Raw genomic sequence first — 13983 nt, forward strand, 5'->3', positions numbered from 1 at the left:
GGCACCGGCGGAGACAGGCAAACTAGAATTTCTTCGGGCTTTCCCCAAAATTTTCTTGAAGACCTCTCGATGAAGCGCTCGCTCCCCCTCAACGCCGTGCGTGTGTTCGAGCTTGCGGCGCAGCATTTGAGCTTTACCAAGGCGGGGGAAGAACTGTCGCTGACGGCCGCCGCGGTCAGTGCCCAAGTGAAGTTGCTGGAGTCGTACCTCGGCACGCCGCTTTTTGTGCGAAGCAACAATCGACTTTCGCTCACGCCGGCCGGCGAGAATTATTTTCCCCGTGTTCGCGACGCGTTTCGTGCACTGCAACATGCCACGGACCAGGTTCTCGACCAGCGGCCGGCCTCGTTGCGCGTGGCGGTGCCACCCGCGTTCGGTACGAAATGGCTCGTGCCGAGGCTGTTCCGCTTCCTCGCCAGGCACCCGGACGTCGCCGTCGAGGTGGTGACCGACGTCGGCGAAGATGCCCGTTGGGATCTTTCCATCGACGACCGCCTGATCGAAGGCGCGACGATTCTCGTGGCGACCGGCTACGTGCCCGTGTGTTCGCCCGCGCTTGCCGGACGCATCGCGTCGCCGGGCGACCTCGCCAGCCAGATGCTGCTGCACGAGCGGGCGAGCCGCCGGTCGGCCGCGTCGGCGAGTTGGGACCAATGGTTCGAGCGCGCCGGCGTCGAACCCGGAGCGGTGTCGCGGGAGATGGGGTTCGGCGACGCCACGATGATGTTGCAGGCGGCCATCGAGGGCCAGGGCGTGGCGCTGGCGCAGGAGCTGCTGGTGGCGTACGACCTCGCCGCGGGGCGGCTGGCCGAGCCCTTCGACATCGAGGTGCCGTTGCAGCACACCTATTACCTCGCCGTGTCGCGGGAGGCGGAGTCGCGGGAGGAGACGGCGGTGTTCAGGGAGTGGTTGGTCGGGGAGCTTGGCGCACGCCCGTAGCGATGTGCCGTGGCTCTTTCAGGTGGTAAGGCGCTGGATTCCCGCGTATGTGGGAATGAGGTAAATCACCCTACGTCGTCCCTGCGCGATGAAATCGGTTCTCGCCGGGCGCCCGATCAGCAATCCCGCGCGGTCTTGCGCTTCCGCCACCAGATCACGCCCACCACCGCGATGGCCGCGGCGATGGCCAGCCACAGCCCCGTCTGCCCGCGATGGATCCACATCGTCAGCCATTCGTGGTTGTGCGCCCCGAAGTAACCCAGGTACACCCAGATCGGCACGCTGATGGCGGCGGCCATCCCGTCGAGCAGCAGGAAGCGGAAGAAACCCACGCGATGCGTGGCACCGGCGGTGATGAACACGGCGGTGCGCATGCCGGGCAGGAAACGGGCCACGAACATCAGGCGGTTGCCGTAGCGCTCGAACTTCTCCTGCACCTTGGCGTAGCGCTCGGGCGTGAGCAGACGGGCCACCAGCGGCCAGCGCATGATGCGCCCGCCGAAATGGCGGCCCAGCAGGAACATCGTGGAATCGCCGACCAGCACGCCGGCCATGCCCACGCCGACCATCGTGTGCACGTCGCCGTAGCCCAGCCCGGTGATGATGCCGCCCGCGACGAGGGTCAGGTCTTCGGGCAGGGGGATGCCGGCGCCGCAGAGCATCAACGCGATGAACACGGCGATATAGCCGTTGCGTCCAAAAACGTCGACGAGGCTGTTGAGGATATCCATCAGCGATGCATCAGTCCGGCTGGGGCCGGTTCCATCGTAGAACAGGAGGGGGATGATCCCACGGATCGCCCCTGGTGCGTGCCGTGCGGCATCATCGGCCCTCCATCGGTGCCGGCGCGGCGAGCGCCGCCAGCAGCGCGCGCAATTCGGCCTTCTCGGCATCCTCGAGAATGCCTTCGCGATGACGGCCTATCAGGTATTCGCGGCGCTGTGACGCGGCCTGTCGCTCCATCTGCGCCAGGGCGTCGAAGAATTCCACCCGCTGCATGTCGGCCTCGCCCACGATCTCGGCCTGCATCAGCTTCTGCAGCGACGGGTATTCCGGGCGATCCATGAACGCTTCCACCAGCACGGCCGGGTTGATCCCCGGGCGGCTGCGGGCGATGTCGATCAGTTCGGCGAGAAGCGTCACGCCTGGGCGGTCCAGGCGCAGGAACGCGTAGGGCGGCTCCACCTCGTCGGCGAGCGCGGGCTGGGCCAGCAGCAGCGTGATGGCGCTACGCACGAGGCTGCGCTGCACGTTGCCGCCGCGTGCCGGTGCGGCGGCCTGCCGGGGTGCCGACTCGGGTTCAAGTACCGCTTGCGCGCCCGTGCGGCGTTGCAGCTCCTGGGCCATGAGGTCGCGGAAAGCGCCGTCGGGCAGGCGGGCGATCAGCGGGCGAGCGCGCTCGGCGAGGCGCGCGCGGCCGTCGAGGCGGGTCACGTCGACGTCGCGGGCGAGCTCCTCGAAGAAGTATTCGGACATCGGCATCGCCTCGGCCATGCGCTTCTCGAAGCCCTCCTTGCCTTCCTTGCGCACCAGGGTGTCGGGGTCTTCGCCGTCCGGGAGGAACAGGAAGTGCGCCTGGCGGCCGTCGCGCATGCGCGGCAGGATCGACTCCAGCGCGCGCCAGGCCGCCTGGCGGCCGGCGCGGTCGCCGTCGAAGCAGAAATACACGTCGGGCGCGGCGCGGAAGAGCACTTCGGCGTGTTCGGGCGTGGTGGCCGTGCCCAGGGTGGCCACCGCGATGGGCAGGCCCGCCTGGTGCAGGGCGATGACGTCCATGTAGCCCTCCACGACCATGATCCGCGTGAGATGGGTATGGGCCTGCTTCACCTGCCACAGGGCGAACAGCTCCCGGCCCTTGTGGAACAGCGGTGTCTCGGGGGAATTGAGGTATTTCGGGCCCTGGTCGGACGACAGTACGCGGCCGCCGAAGGCGATCACCCGGCCGCGGCGGTCGAGGATGGGAAACATCACCCGCTCGCGGAAGCGGTCGTAGCGGTTGCCGCGCTCGTTGCTGGCGACCATGCCGGCCTCGTTGAGCAACTGGCGGCGGCGGTCGCTGGTACCCAGCGCCTTGAGCACGCCGTCGAAGCCCGCGGGCGCCCAGCCGATGCGGAAGCGCTTCATGGTGTCTTCGTCGAGGCCACGGCGCTTCACGTAGGCCTTCGCCTCGTCGCTGCCGCCCAGTTCGCGCTGGTAGAACGAGGCGGCCTCGTCGAGCAGCGTGTAGAGGTCGCTGCGGTCTTCGCGGGGCTTGTCGTCGCGGCCGCCTTCGTAGGGCACCTTGAGACCGACGGACTGGGCCAGTTCCTCGATGGCGTCGGGAAATTCCAGGCGGTCGTAGTCCATCAGGAACTTGATGGCGCTGCCGTGGGCACCGCAGCCGAAGCAGTGGAAGAACTGCTTCTGCGGGCTCACGTAGAACGACGGCGAGCGTTCGTTGTGGAACGGGCAGCAGGCCGTCCACTCGCGACCGGCCTTCTTCAACGGCACGCGCCGCTCGATCACGTCGACGATGTCGACGCGAGTGAGCAGTTCATCGATGAAGTTGTCGGGGATACGGCCGCGCATGCAACGCCTAGGATGCCACGCATCCGCTCCCGTATGGAGCTTGACGCAGGCTTAGAAAGCCAGTTTGAACACGCCGATCACGGCCAGGATGGCGATGATGAAGAGGATCAGGAAGATCGCGAAGCAGATCTTGGCGATCGTCGCGGCGAAGCCCGAGATCCGGCTGAAGCCGAGCGCGCCGGTCACGAGCGCGATGAGGCCGAAGATGATGGCGTACTTGAGCATGGGGGGTTCTCCGAGGATGGCGCCGGAGGAACCGCTCCCCAGTCGCGGGCGAAGGATGCGGCGGGGGACGTGGGGCGATTGTGAAAGACCGGGGCGCGAAAAGGCCCGTGTCGAAGTCGATAGGGTTGCCAAGCCCCATCGCGGACAGGGTCCGCTCCCACCCTTCGGTAGGAACCCTTCTACCGAAGGGTGGGAGCGGACCCTGTCCGCGATAGGGGCGGCCGAAACACCATCAGCCCAAACGGGCCTTCACCTTCCCGGCCACCGCGCCCATGTCCGCGCGCCCGGCGGCCTTTTCCTTCACCAGGGCCACCACCTTGCCCATGTCGCGGGCCGAGCTGGCGCCGGTCTCGGCGATGGCGGCGGCGATGATGCCGTCCAGTTCCTCGTCGGACAGCTTCGCCGGCAGGTAGCCGTCGATCACGCCCATCTCGTAGCGCTCGGCGTCGGCCAGCTCGGTGCGGCCCGCCTTGTCGTACTGTTCGATCGAGTCGCGGCGCTGCTTCTGCATCTTTTCGAGCACGGCCAGCACCTGGGTATCGTCCAGTTCGATCCGCTCGTCGACTTCGCGCTGCTTGATGGCCGCCTGCATGAGGCGAATCACGGCCAGGCGATCTTTCTCGCCGCCCTTCATGGCGGCGATCATGTCGTCTTTAATCTTTGCCTTGAGAGTCATGATGTTATCTCCGGGACGACGAAAAGCCGGCTTCGCCTTTCGGCGAAGCCGGCTGGGTTTTCCGCCTGATTGCGGCGGCAGCGGGCGAACGCGCCAGCCGCGGATCCATCACCCGGCCGCGACGGCCGGGGAGGCAATCAGTACATGCGGGTCCGGCGCGTCGTGTCGCGGGACAGACGGCGCAGGTGACGCTTCACCGCAGCAGCGCGCTTGCGCTTACGCTCCTGGGTCGGCTTTTCGTAAAATTCGCGCTTGCGCGTTTCGGCCAGAACGCCAGCCTTTTCGCACGTACGCTTGAAGCGACGGAGGGCAAGCTCAAACGGCTCGTTCTCGCGGACTTTAACGCTCGGCATGGAAACTCCACTTGTTTAAACTGACCCGTGAACCCGGGTGAGCCGTGGATTATAACGTGATCGATTCGAAAATTTCAAAGCCCGTACTCGGCGTGGAAACCTCCTGCGACGAGACGGGGGTGGCCCTGCTCCGCTGGGATCCCGAAAAACCCGGCCGCGGGCTGCTTTCGCACGCGCTGTTCAGCCAGATCGCCCTGCACGCCGAATACGGCGGAGTGGTGCCGGAACTGGCCAGCCGCGACCACGTCCGCAAGCTGCTGCCGCTGGTTCGCGAGGCGCTGAAGGAGGCCGGGCTCACGCCCGCCGACCTTGGCGGCGTAGCCTACACGGCCGGCCCCGGCCTGGTCGGTGCCCTGCTCGTGGGCGCGGCGGCGGCGCGGGCCATGGCCTGGGCCCTGGGCGTGCCGGCCATCGGCGTGCACCACATGGAAGGCCACCTGCTGGCGCCGTTGCTGGAGGACGACCCGCCGGAGCCGCCCTTCGTGGCCCTGCTGGTCTCCGGCGGCCACTCGATGCTGGTCGAGGTCAAGGCCATCGGCGAGTACCGCATCCTGGGCGATACCCTCGACGACGCGGCGGGGGAGGCCTTCGATAAGACGGCCAAGCTCATGGGGCTGCCTTATCCGGGCGGCCCGGCCCTGGCGAAGCTGGCCGAGCAGGGACGGCCCGGCGCGTTTCGCTTCTCGCGGCCCATGGTCGACCGGCCTGGGCTGGACTTCAGTTTCTCGGGCCTCAAGACCCAGGTGCTGCTGGCCTGGCAGGCCTCGGACAAATCCGAGCAGACCCGTGCCGACATCGCGCGGGCCTTCGAGGAGGCCATCGTCGATACGCTGGCGATCAAGTGCCGCCGCGCGCTGGAGGCCGCGGGGGCGAAACGACTGGTGATCGCCGGCGGCGTGGGGGCCAACAAGCGCCTGCGCGAACAACTGGCGCAGGCGGCCGCGGCCGACGGTTTCCGCGTGTATTTCCCGCGCCTGCAGTTCTGCACCGACAACGGCGCGATGATCGCGCTGGCCGGTGCCATTCGCCTGGCGGCGGGGCAGGGGCAGGACGAAACGATCCAGGTGCATCCGCGGTGGAGCCTGGAGACGCTGCAGGCGGCGGGTTGATCGATTCTCTCCAGGGGTCGTCGGCTCAGGCGCGGCAAGGGATGCCCCGAGCTTGCGAAAACCGTCTCCGTCACCGACCCTGTAACACTTCTTCAAAAGCCGCATCCCCCATGGACATCGTCTTCATCGAAGACCTGCGCATCGACGCGGTCATCGGCATCTACGACTGGGAACGCCGCATCCGGCAGACGCTTTCGTTCGATCTGGAAATGGCGTTCGACAACCGCAAGCCCGCGGCCACCGACGCCATCGAGCACACCCTCAACTACAAGTCGATCTCCAAGCGCCTGCAGGCTTACGTGGAGTCGTCGAGCTTCGGCCTGGTGGAAACGCTGGCCGAGCGCTGCGCGGACATCGTGCGCGAGGAGTTCGGCGTGAGCTGGGTGCGGCTGAAGCTGTCCAAGCCGGGTGCCGTGCGCGGCGCCAGGGCCGTGGGCGTGCGCATCGAACGGGGCACGAAGCCGGAATGATCGATCCCAGGGCCTCGTTGGCCGTCGTCGAGAGTTTCATCGCCTCGCCCGAACTGCGCCGTGTCGCGCTGGTGGCGGGGCTGTTCCTGCTGGCCTGGCTCGTGGGTCTCATGGGGCGCCTGTTCCTGCACCGCGTTGTCCGCGTCGCCACGCGGCACACCGCCTGGCGATGGGACGACGCGCTCTATGAACATGGCGCCTTCCGCTGGTTGGCGCGCATGCTGCCGGCGATCGTCATCTACTACGGCATCGACGAGCTGCTCGAACCGCTCGATACCCTGGCCGTGCTCGTGCGCAACCTGGCCGTGTGCTGGATGATCGTCTGCGTCATCGGCTCGCTGGGACGTACGCTGGTCGCGTTCGAATCGCTCTACAGCGCCACGCCGGCGGGCAAGCGTTCCATCAAGGGCGTGGTGCAGCTGTTGCAGCTGGCGCTATGGATCGTGGCGCTGGTGCTGGTCATCACCAAGCTCACCCACCAGAGCATCGGGCTGCTGCTGTCGGGCATCGGCGCGATGTCGGCCGTGCTGCTGCTGGTGTTCAAGGATACCATCCTCGGCTTCGTGGCCGGCATCCAGCTCGGCACCAACGACATGCTGCGCGTGGGCGACTGGATCACCATGGCGTCGGCCGGCGTGGACGGCGACGTCATCGACATCACCCTGCACACGGTGAAGGTACGCAACTTCGACCGCACCATCGTCACCGTGCCCACGTGGAAACTCATCGCCGAGTCGTTCCAGAACTGGCGCGGCATGTCCGAGTCGGGCGGTCGGCGGATCAAGCGCGAGCTCTTCGTCGACGCCGCCTGCGTGCGTTTCCTGGAAGACGAGGAGATCGAACGCTTCGGCCAGGTGTACCTGCTCAAGGCATACCTGGAGCGCAAGCGCGAGGACATCCGCCGCTGGAACGAAGCACTGGGCGAGCCCGGCAAGCTGCCGGTGAACCGCCGCCGGCAGACCAACATCGGCGCGTTCCGCGCCTATGCCGAGGCATACCTCGCGGCGCATCCCGACGTGCACGACAGGATGACCCGCATGGTGCGCATGCGCGATCCCGGCGCGCAGGGCATCCCGCTGGAAATCTACTGCTTTACCAACACCGTGGTCTGGCTCGATTACGAGCGCATCCAGGCCGACATCTTCGACCACCTCATCGCGATCCTCCCCGAGTTCGGCCTGCGCCCCTTCCAGCAGCCCTCGGGCGGCGACGTACGCGAGGCACTGGTGGGCCTGCGAACCGCGGAACACTGACATGGGGCGCGCCTACCTCAGCCTGGGTTCCAACATGGACGCGGAGCGCTGGCTCGGTGCCGCCGTCGCCGAGCTGCGTGAACGCTTCGGCCGCCTCGACGTCTCGCCGGTATATCGCAGCGCGGCCGTGGGGTTCGACGGTCCCGATTTCCTCAACCTCGCCGTGGGCCTGGACAGCGACCTCGATCCGTTCGAACTCAACGACTGGCTGCACGCGCTCGAAGACCGTCACGGCCGCGTGCGCGGCGGCGACCGTTACGCCAGCCGCACGCTCGACGTGGACATCGTGCTTTACGACGACCTGGTGTTGAGCGGGGAAGGTCATCTGGAACTGCCGCGTGGCGAGCTTCGCCACGCCTTCGTGCTCAAGCCGATGGCGGACATCGCGCCGGAGGTGAGGCATCCGGTGGATGGGCGGACGATGGCGGAACTGTGGAATGCGTTTCCCGTCGGTAGCGAGCCGTTGTCGGTCGATGAAGCCATGAGTTTGACCGTGGCCCCGTCGCGGACGGGGCCCGCTCCCACCCTCCGGTAGTTGGCTCTCTACCGAAGGGTGGGAGCGGACCCTGTCCGCGATTCACGCGAAGCTGGCGCTCCGGGGGAAAACCGGCCTATGGCGAGCCTCGCCTCCGGGTGCTAAAACACCGCCACCGCTACCGAGGAGCTTCGAAGGACATGGGCAAGTTCGCACGCAGCTGGGCCTTGATGAAGGCCAGCGCCAACATCCTCCGCCAGGACAAGGAGCTGATGCTCTTTCCCCTGCTGGCCGGGATCTGCTCGCTGTTGATCATCGCCACCTTCGGCTGGCCGATCTTCACGGCGATCAAGCACCATCATGCCGCCCTGGAAGGTCGCAACCACGCCATGCCGCCGCTGGTCATGCTGCTGGCCTTCCTCTTTTACTTCGTGCAGTACACGGTGGTGATCTTCTTCAACACCGCGTTGGCCGCCGCGGCGCTCATCCGCCTGGACGGCGGCAATCCCACGCTCGGCGACGGCATGCGCGCGGCCATGGGCAAGATGCCCACGATCGTCGGTTACGCGCTGATCTCGGCTACCGTCGGCATGATCCTGCGCGCCATCCAGGAACGCGTCGGTTTCGTCGGGCGGATCATCGCCGGCCTGCTCGGTTTCGGCTGGACGCTGGCCACGTTCCTCGTGGTGCCGGTGCTCGCCGCGCAGGACGTCGGTCCGATCGATGCCGTCAAGCGCAGCGCCTCGCTGCTGAAGGACACATGGGGCGAGAACGTCATCGGCAACGCCGGCATCGGTTTCGTCGGCGGCATACTCACGTTCTGCCTCATCGCCGTGAGCCTGCTCCTGTTCGGCGCGGCGGCCTCCACGCAATCGGTGGCGCTGATGGTGGCCGTCGCCGCCGCGGGCACGATCGCCCTCGTCGCGCTCGGCTTGTTCCAGACCGCGATGCACGGCGTGTATTCCGCCGCGCTCTATCGTTACGCCGAACACGGCGACCCGGGGCAGGGCTTCGATCGTGCCCTGCTCGAATCGGCGTTCCGCCAGAAGCGCTGAGGCGGGGCGATTCGTCGCGGTCGATGGACGGTGCCGGTTCGGCACCGTCTTTTTTTCTTTCGGTCCGCCATTTGCGGGCTACGGCGACCCTTCCGTGGCGACGCGATGCTCCGGCGAGAATGGCTTGTCGAGGGATTCCGCTTCCGCCTTCGGCCGTCGGCGAAGTACGTGCCGAATCCACGCGATCCTCCGGATAGGCGGCCCACGGCATTCGGCGTACGCTCGCCAGTCGTTTCCTGAGATCGGGAGACGCACCAAGGAGGGTGTCATGTCACTTAAACAGCTATCGATCCATCTGCTTGCGGCGTTCGGACTGGCCGCGGCTCATCCCGCCTTTGCCGAGGACGTCGTAGTCTCGTGCCATTTCGAGGCGGGACCGGGCAAGAAGCCATCCACCGGGACGGCCCGGCTGGAGCTGACGACGAATACCTATTACCTTTCGGCCAAGGTGCTGCAGTACAAGATCGAGAAAGGCGATTGGGCGGGCGGAAACAAGGCTAACGTCAACCTTCGCGTCAAGACGTTCGACGAGTCGGGTAAGGAGCGATCCAGTACTGTCCATTCGGACGACAGCATGAGGCAGGATGGTGAATGGCATTCGCCGACGCCGGAACTCAGGATCGAGCACCGGTACTCCGTCGGTACCCCGCTCAAGAGGAAGATCGTGCAGGTCGAGTTCGTGTTCGACCTCTCCAACTCGGCGGACAAGGAATGCCTGACGCCATCGCCCTGAGGTTCGAAATGAGTCGACGTGATCGGCGCCCTGGCATGGCGGGACCAGGACTCAAATAGTCACGGTCCGGCCGCCATCGACGCGGATGACCTGTGCCGTGGTGTAGGTCGCATCGAGCAGGAGCCAGCGCACGGCTTCTGCGACATCCGCTGGCTCGCCCTTGCGAGCCAGCGGCGTCTTCGCGATCAGGACCTCCGCCGCTTCTTCGGATTTGCCCGATTCGGGCCACAGGATGGCGCCGGGTGCGACGGCGTTCACGCGCACCTCGGGTGCGAGGTCGCGGGCGAGCGCCTGCGTAAGCATCCACAATGCGGCCTTCGCCATGGAGTAGAGCGGGTGTTGCGCGAGCGGGCGCTCGGCGTAGATGTCCACGAGGTTGACGATGGCGCCCTTGCTCGCCTTCAGCGCGGGTGCCGCGGCCTGGGCGAGGAAGAACGGAGCGCGTGCGTTCGTGGCGAACAGGTCGTCCCACTGCGCGGCGGTGGCCGTGCCGATGGGCGTGGGATAGAACGAGGAGGCGTTGTTGACCAGGCCGTCCAGGCGGCCGAAGGTGTCCAGGACGCCGGACACCAGGGCGGGCAGGGCGTCGTCGTTTTCGAGCGCGGCGGCGAACGTGGCCGCGCTTCCGGTTCGCGTGCCGTTGAGTTCGCGCGCGAGGGCGTTGGCTTCGTCGGCGGAACGGCGGTAATGAATGGCCATCGTGCAACCCGCGGCGTGCAGGTGGCGCACGATGGCATGCCCGACGCGGCGGGCGCCGCCGGTGACGAGGACGACGGGTGATGGGTTCACGGGTGGCTTCCTGGTCGTGGCCGCGAGAGCTTGCCGCAAACCGGCGCGGGCGTCACGTCGTTCGGATGCGTTTGCGGACGGTTTTCTTCGTGGCGGTTTTCGTGGGCTTGCGCTGCGCGGGTTTCTTCGCGGCCGACCGCTTCACCGCTTTTCGGGCCGAAGCCTTCGGCTTCGGGTCGCCGACACGGTCGGCTCCCACCCCTCCGGTAGCCGGCGCGATGCCGGCTTCGGAGGCGGCTTTTCGGCGTCCGCCAGCGGTTGCCGCGATGCCGGGCTTCGACGCGGCTTTGCTGCGCGTCGCCTTCGCCCCTCCCTTGGCTGCCGTGCTGCCGGCCTTCGTGGTGGACGCCTGGGTACCCGCCTTGGATGCAGCCTTCCTGGCGGAGGGACGGGCGCGGGTCGTATCCGCGATGGGGTTGCCGGAACCGTCCGGATCGCCATCGTCGGTATGGAAATCGCCGCTGAAAAGCTCCATCGCCGTCTTCGCGACCTGTCCCGTGTCGTAATACGCGTAGGCGCCCACGCCCAGCGCCCCCACCACAGGCAACCAGCGCGAGATGCCCTTGCCCACGGCACGTTTGGACACGCTCACGCCGATGCGCCCGGCGACGCGCTGAAGGACGCTCGTGGCCGCCGTGCGGAAGACGAGGCGGTCGCCCACGCGTATGGCGACATCGCGAAAGGCCTGCGCGGCGGTGTGGCGAAAGAGGCACCACAGCATCTGCTCGCGCCCCAGCCGCGCCGTCTTGCCGTAGGCGGCGGCGATGTCGCTCACCATCTGGCCCTGGATGCGCCAGATGGCGACCAGCTCGGGCAGCACCGTGAGCCATCCCAGCGGGCCGGGCGGCAGGGCGAGCGATCCGGCCGTCAACGCGGCCTTGTTGGCCGCCGAACTGGCGATGCGGCGGCTGGTCTCTTCGGCGTCGGCCTTGCCGGCGCGAGGCACGTCGCTGTCGGGGATGCGGCTGACGAATTCGAGGATGGCGGTGGCGATGGCGCTTTCGCCGCGCTCGACACCGCTGACCGGGACGATTTCCCGGGACGTCGAAGAATCATCGCGTTTGGGCATGGGGCGGTCCGTCGTGGAATCGAGCGTGAGGAATACCGCATCGGCCTTAACGCTGCCGTGAAAGCGCGTCGAAAGGTAAGGCGCCGAGACTTGGCAATGAAACATTATAACATTTTACGAAAGGCCCCCATGACTCCTGCCCGCCTCACCCTATGCATCGCCCTTGCCCTTGCCACGGCCCCCGCCTTCGCCGACGACGCGCCTCCGCAAAAAGCCACGAACCTCGGCGAGGTGGACGTCACCGCTCGCCTCGACGAGGCACGCAACAGCCTTTCGCCCGACACGGGAAGCAGCCAGTACGTCATGGACCGGCAGACCATCCAGGCCTTGCCGCTGGGCGACGCGACCCCGCTCAACCAGGTGATCCTCCAGGCGCCCGGCGTGGTGCAGGACTCCTACGGCCAGCTCCATGTCCGCGGCGACCACGCCAACCTGCAATACCGCATCAACGGCGTGCTGATTCCCGAGAGCATCGGTGGATTCGGCCAGACGCTGGACGCGCGCACGATCGATAGCGTGAAGCTGCTGACCGGCGCGCTGCCCGCCCAGTACGGCGACCGCACCGCGGCCATCATCGACATCACCACGCGTAGCCCGAAGGCCGACGGCGTGAACGGCAGCGTGGGCATCACCGGCGGCCAGTTCGGCACCGTGAACCCGAGCGCCTCGCTGTTCGGTCGCAGCGGCGCGTGGAGCTGGTTCCTCACCGCCAATTACCTGGAAAGCGACAACGGCATCGAGAATCCCACCGCCAGCCGCAAGCCGATCCACGACCACACCAACCAGGCTAAGGTGTTCGGCGACGTGTCGTACCTGATCGACAACGATACGCGCCTGAGCTTCATGTTCGGCGCCACGAACAACCGGTTCCAGATCCCGAACAACCCCGGGCAGGAGCCGCAGTTCGGCTACCTCGACGTCACCAACTTCGATTCGTCGACGTTGAACGAGCGCCAGCAGGAAAGGACCCGCTTCGGCGTGCTCAGCCTGCAGGGCAAGATGGGAAATACCGCCTACCAGGTATCGGCGGGCGAACGCTACAGCGGGCTGGACTTCACCCCCGACGACGTCGGCGACCTCATGTTCAACGGCGTGGCGTCGAACGTGCGCCGCTCGAATCGCGCCACCACCCTGCAGGCCGACTTCTCCACGCCGCTGGGCGACAACCACACGCTGCGCTACGGCCTGTACGGTGAGTTCGAGCGCGCCACCGCCTCCAACAACGCCCTGGTGTTCCCGGCCGACGACACCGGCGCACAGACCTCCACCGTGCCGCTGAACATCGTCGACGCCAGCCGCGTGCTCGCGCGTACCTATGCGCTGTACGTACAGGACGAGTGGAGCATCGGCGACAAGTGGACCGTGAACTACGGCGTGCGCGGCGACCGTTACGACGCCTTCCGTCCCGAGAGCCAGCTCAGTCCGCGCCTGGGCGTGGTCTACCAGCCCACCGATAGCACCACCATCCATGCCGGGTATTCGCGCTACTTCACCCCGCCGGCCAGCGAGATGATCGCGCCGACCTCGATCGCGAAGTTCGACGGCACCACCAACGCCCTGCAGAACGACGGCAACGACACGCCGCTGGCGGAGCGCTCCAGCTATTACGACGTGGGCGTTTCGCAGAAGATCGGTTCGGCATGGACGGTCGGCCTCGACAGCTACTATCGCCGCGTGTCGCGCATCCAGGACGAAGGCCAGTTCGGCGCCGCGCTGGTGTACTCCACGTTCAATTACGACCAGGGACGCGTCAAGGGCACCGAGTTCACCGTCAACTACGACGGCGGCGCGCTCACGGCGTACTTCAACTTCGCGTACAACCGCTCGGTGGGCAAGAAGGTCATCACCAGTCAGTACAACTTCAATCCGGACGACCTCGCCTACATCGCGAACAACTACATTCACCTCGACCACGATCAGAAATTCACCTCGTCGGGCGGTATCGGCTACACCTTCGCCGATTCCACGCGCGTGGGCGCGGACTACCTCTATGGCTCGGGCCTGCGCCGCGACGGCGCGGTGCCCAACGGCGATACGATGCCGGACTACTTCCAGCTGAACCTGAGCGTGGGACGCGATTTCCACTTCACGTCGGCCGGTGCCACGCATGCGCAGCTGGCCCTTGTGAATGCGCTGGATCGTACGTACGAACTGCGTGACGGCTCGGGCATCGGCGTGGGTGCGCCGCAGTTCGGGCCTCGTCGCGGCGTGTTCCTGTCGTTGCAGCAGGATTTCTGAGGCAAACCGCAAATCGCGGACAGGGTCCGCT

Annotated in this window: 15 protein-coding genes; 8 read left to right on the forward strand and 7 right to left on the reverse strand. The window is 66.7% G+C overall.

Translation table 11 applies throughout. The annotated features are described in order from the left end of the window. Window positions 1–69 precede the first annotated feature (69 nt). Window positions 70–939 (forward strand): LysR substrate-binding domain-containing protein, encoded by an 870-nt coding sequence (locus L2Y94_RS02080; RefSeq protein WP_247372759.1) that lies wholly within the window; start codon window positions 70–72, stop codon window positions 937–939. A gap of 116 nt (window positions 940–1055) precedes the next feature. Here the strand turns inward: L2Y94_RS02080 and L2Y94_RS02085 are convergent, their stop codons facing one another. The 5 genes from L2Y94_RS02085 to rpsU form a co-directional block, all read right to left on the reverse strand. After that, complete coding sequence (locus L2Y94_RS02085) at window positions 1056–1670, reverse strand: DedA family protein (RefSeq protein WP_247372761.1); 615 nt, start codon at window positions 1668–1670, stop codon at window positions 1056–1058. Between the two features lie 91 nt (window positions 1671–1761). Beyond that, on the reverse strand, window positions 1762–3507 hold the full coding sequence (gene dnaG / locus L2Y94_RS02090) for a DNA primase (protein WP_247372764.1): 1746 nt from the start codon (window positions 3505–3507) through the stop codon (window positions 1762–1764). A 51-nt stretch (window positions 3508–3558) separates the two neighbouring features. Continuing rightward, window positions 3559–3732, reverse strand: a complete 174-nt coding sequence (locus tag L2Y94_RS02095) for a DUF1328 domain-containing protein (protein ID WP_247372766.1) — start codon at window positions 3730–3732, stop codon at window positions 3559–3561. A gap of 232 nt (window positions 3733–3964) precedes the next feature. Beyond that, window positions 3965–4408, reverse strand: a complete 444-nt coding sequence (locus tag L2Y94_RS02100; RefSeq protein ID WP_247372768.1) for a GatB/YqeY domain-containing protein — start codon at window positions 4406–4408, stop codon at window positions 3965–3967. 137 nt (window positions 4409–4545) lie between these two features. Continuing rightward, entirely contained in the window at window positions 4546–4761 is a 216-nt protein-coding gene (gene rpsU, locus L2Y94_RS02105; protein WP_029213735.1) for a 30S ribosomal protein S21, read from the reverse strand. Window positions 4762–4817: 56 nt separating this feature from the next. Here rpsU and tsaD point away from each other — a divergent pair, with 56 nt between their 5' ends. From tsaD to L2Y94_RS02135, 6 genes are all read left to right on the forward strand, one after another. Then, window positions 4818–5870 (forward strand): tRNA (adenosine(37)-N6)-threonylcarbamoyltransferase complex transferase subunit TsaD, encoded by a 1053-nt coding sequence (tsaD, locus tag L2Y94_RS02110; RefSeq protein ID WP_247372770.1) that lies wholly within the window; start codon window positions 4818–4820, stop codon window positions 5868–5870. A 110-nt stretch (window positions 5871–5980) separates the two neighbouring features. Continuing rightward, complete coding sequence (gene folB / locus L2Y94_RS02115; protein WP_247372772.1) at window positions 5981–6340, forward strand: dihydroneopterin aldolase; 360 nt, start codon at window positions 5981–5983, stop codon at window positions 6338–6340. After that, entirely contained in the window at window positions 6337–7593 is a 1257-nt protein-coding gene (locus L2Y94_RS02120; RefSeq protein WP_247372774.1) for a mechanosensitive ion channel family protein, read from the forward strand. Before folB ends, L2Y94_RS02120 begins: the two co-directional genes overlap by 4 nt. Window position 7594: 1 nt before the next feature. Continuing rightward, entirely contained in the window at window positions 7595–8128 is a 534-nt protein-coding gene (gene folK, locus L2Y94_RS02125) for a 2-amino-4-hydroxy-6-hydroxymethyldihydropteridine diphosphokinase (protein ID WP_247372776.1), read from the forward strand. 140 nt (window positions 8129–8268) lie between these two features. Continuing rightward, window positions 8269–9123: a DUF6159 family protein gene (locus tag L2Y94_RS02130; RefSeq protein WP_247372778.1), complete on the forward strand. Its 855-nt coding sequence runs from the start codon at window positions 8269–8271 to the stop codon at window positions 9121–9123. Between the two features lie 268 nt (window positions 9124–9391). Continuing rightward, window positions 9392–9856: a hypothetical protein gene (locus L2Y94_RS02135; RefSeq protein ID WP_247372780.1), complete on the forward strand. Its 465-nt coding sequence runs from the start codon at window positions 9392–9394 to the stop codon at window positions 9854–9856. Between the two features lie 51 nt (window positions 9857–9907). On the opposite strand, the gene L2Y94_RS02140 is transcribed toward L2Y94_RS02135, so the two are convergent. Both L2Y94_RS02140 and L2Y94_RS02145 read right to left on the reverse strand, forming a co-directional pair. Continuing rightward, a complete protein-coding gene (locus tag L2Y94_RS02140; protein ID WP_247372782.1) occupies window positions 9908–10645 on the reverse strand; it encodes a pteridine reductase in 738 nt (245 codons plus the stop codon). Window positions 10646–10697: 52 nt separating this feature from the next. Further along, on the reverse strand, window positions 10698–11714 hold the full coding sequence (locus tag L2Y94_RS02145; RefSeq protein WP_247372784.1) for a hypothetical protein: 1017 nt from the start codon (window positions 11712–11714) through the stop codon (window positions 10698–10700). A 129-nt stretch (window positions 11715–11843) separates the two neighbouring features. Between L2Y94_RS02145 and L2Y94_RS02150 the strand changes: the two genes are divergently transcribed. Then, window positions 11844–13952, forward strand: a complete 2109-nt coding sequence (locus L2Y94_RS02150; RefSeq protein ID WP_247372786.1) for a TonB-dependent receptor — start codon at window positions 11844–11846, stop codon at window positions 13950–13952. Window positions 13953–13983: the final 31 nt, after the last annotated feature.

Origin of the sequence: Luteibacter aegosomatis (assembly GCF_023078455.1) — a bacterium.
Lineage (GTDB): Bacteria > Pseudomonadota > Gammaproteobacteria > Xanthomonadales > Rhodanobacteraceae > Luteibacter > Luteibacter aegosomatis.

Excerpts from the sequence above, each read along its gene's own strand:
- L2Y94_RS02135 (WP_247372780.1), top strand. The coding sequence starts at position 9,392 with ATGTCACTTAAACAGCTATCGATCCATCTGCTTGCGGCGTTCGGACTG.
- L2Y94_RS02145 (WP_247372784.1), bottom strand. The coding sequence starts at position 11,714 with ATGCCCAAACGCGATGATTCTTCGACGTCCCGGGAAATCGTCCCGGTC.
- L2Y94_RS02080 (WP_247372759.1), top strand. The coding sequence starts at position 70 with ATGAAGCGCTCGCTCCCCCTCAACGCCGTGCGTGTGTTCGAGCTTGCG.
- L2Y94_RS02100 (WP_247372768.1), bottom strand. The coding sequence starts at position 4,408 with ATGACTCTCAAGGCAAAGATTAAAGACGACATGATCGCCGCCATGAAG.
- L2Y94_RS02130 (WP_247372778.1), top strand. The coding sequence starts at position 8,269 with ATGGGCAAGTTCGCACGCAGCTGGGCCTTGATGAAGGCCAGCGCCAAC.
- dnaG (WP_247372764.1), bottom strand. The coding sequence starts at position 3,507 with ATGCGCGGCCGTATCCCCGACAACTTCATCGATGAACTGCTCACTCGC.
- folB (WP_247372772.1), top strand. The coding sequence starts at position 5,981 with ATGGACATCGTCTTCATCGAAGACCTGCGCATCGACGCGGTCATCGGC.
- L2Y94_RS02120 (WP_247372774.1), top strand. The coding sequence starts at position 6,337 with ATGATCGATCCCAGGGCCTCGTTGGCCGTCGTCGAGAGTTTCATCGCC.
- L2Y94_RS02095 (WP_247372766.1), bottom strand. The coding sequence starts at position 3,732 with ATGCTCAAGTACGCCATCATCTTCGGCCTCATCGCGCTCGTGACCGGC.
- L2Y94_RS02150 (WP_247372786.1), top strand. The coding sequence starts at position 11,844 with ATGACTCCTGCCCGCCTCACCCTATGCATCGCCCTTGCCCTTGCCACG.
- folK (WP_247372776.1), top strand. The coding sequence starts at position 7,595 with ATGGGGCGCGCCTACCTCAGCCTGGGTTCCAACATGGACGCGGAGCGC.
- L2Y94_RS02085 (WP_247372761.1), bottom strand. The coding sequence starts at position 1,670 with ATGGATATCCTCAACAGCCTCGTCGACGTTTTTGGACGCAACGGCTAT.
- rpsU (WP_029213735.1), bottom strand. The coding sequence starts at position 4,761 with ATGCCGAGCGTTAAAGTCCGCGAGAACGAGCCGTTTGAGCTTGCCCTC.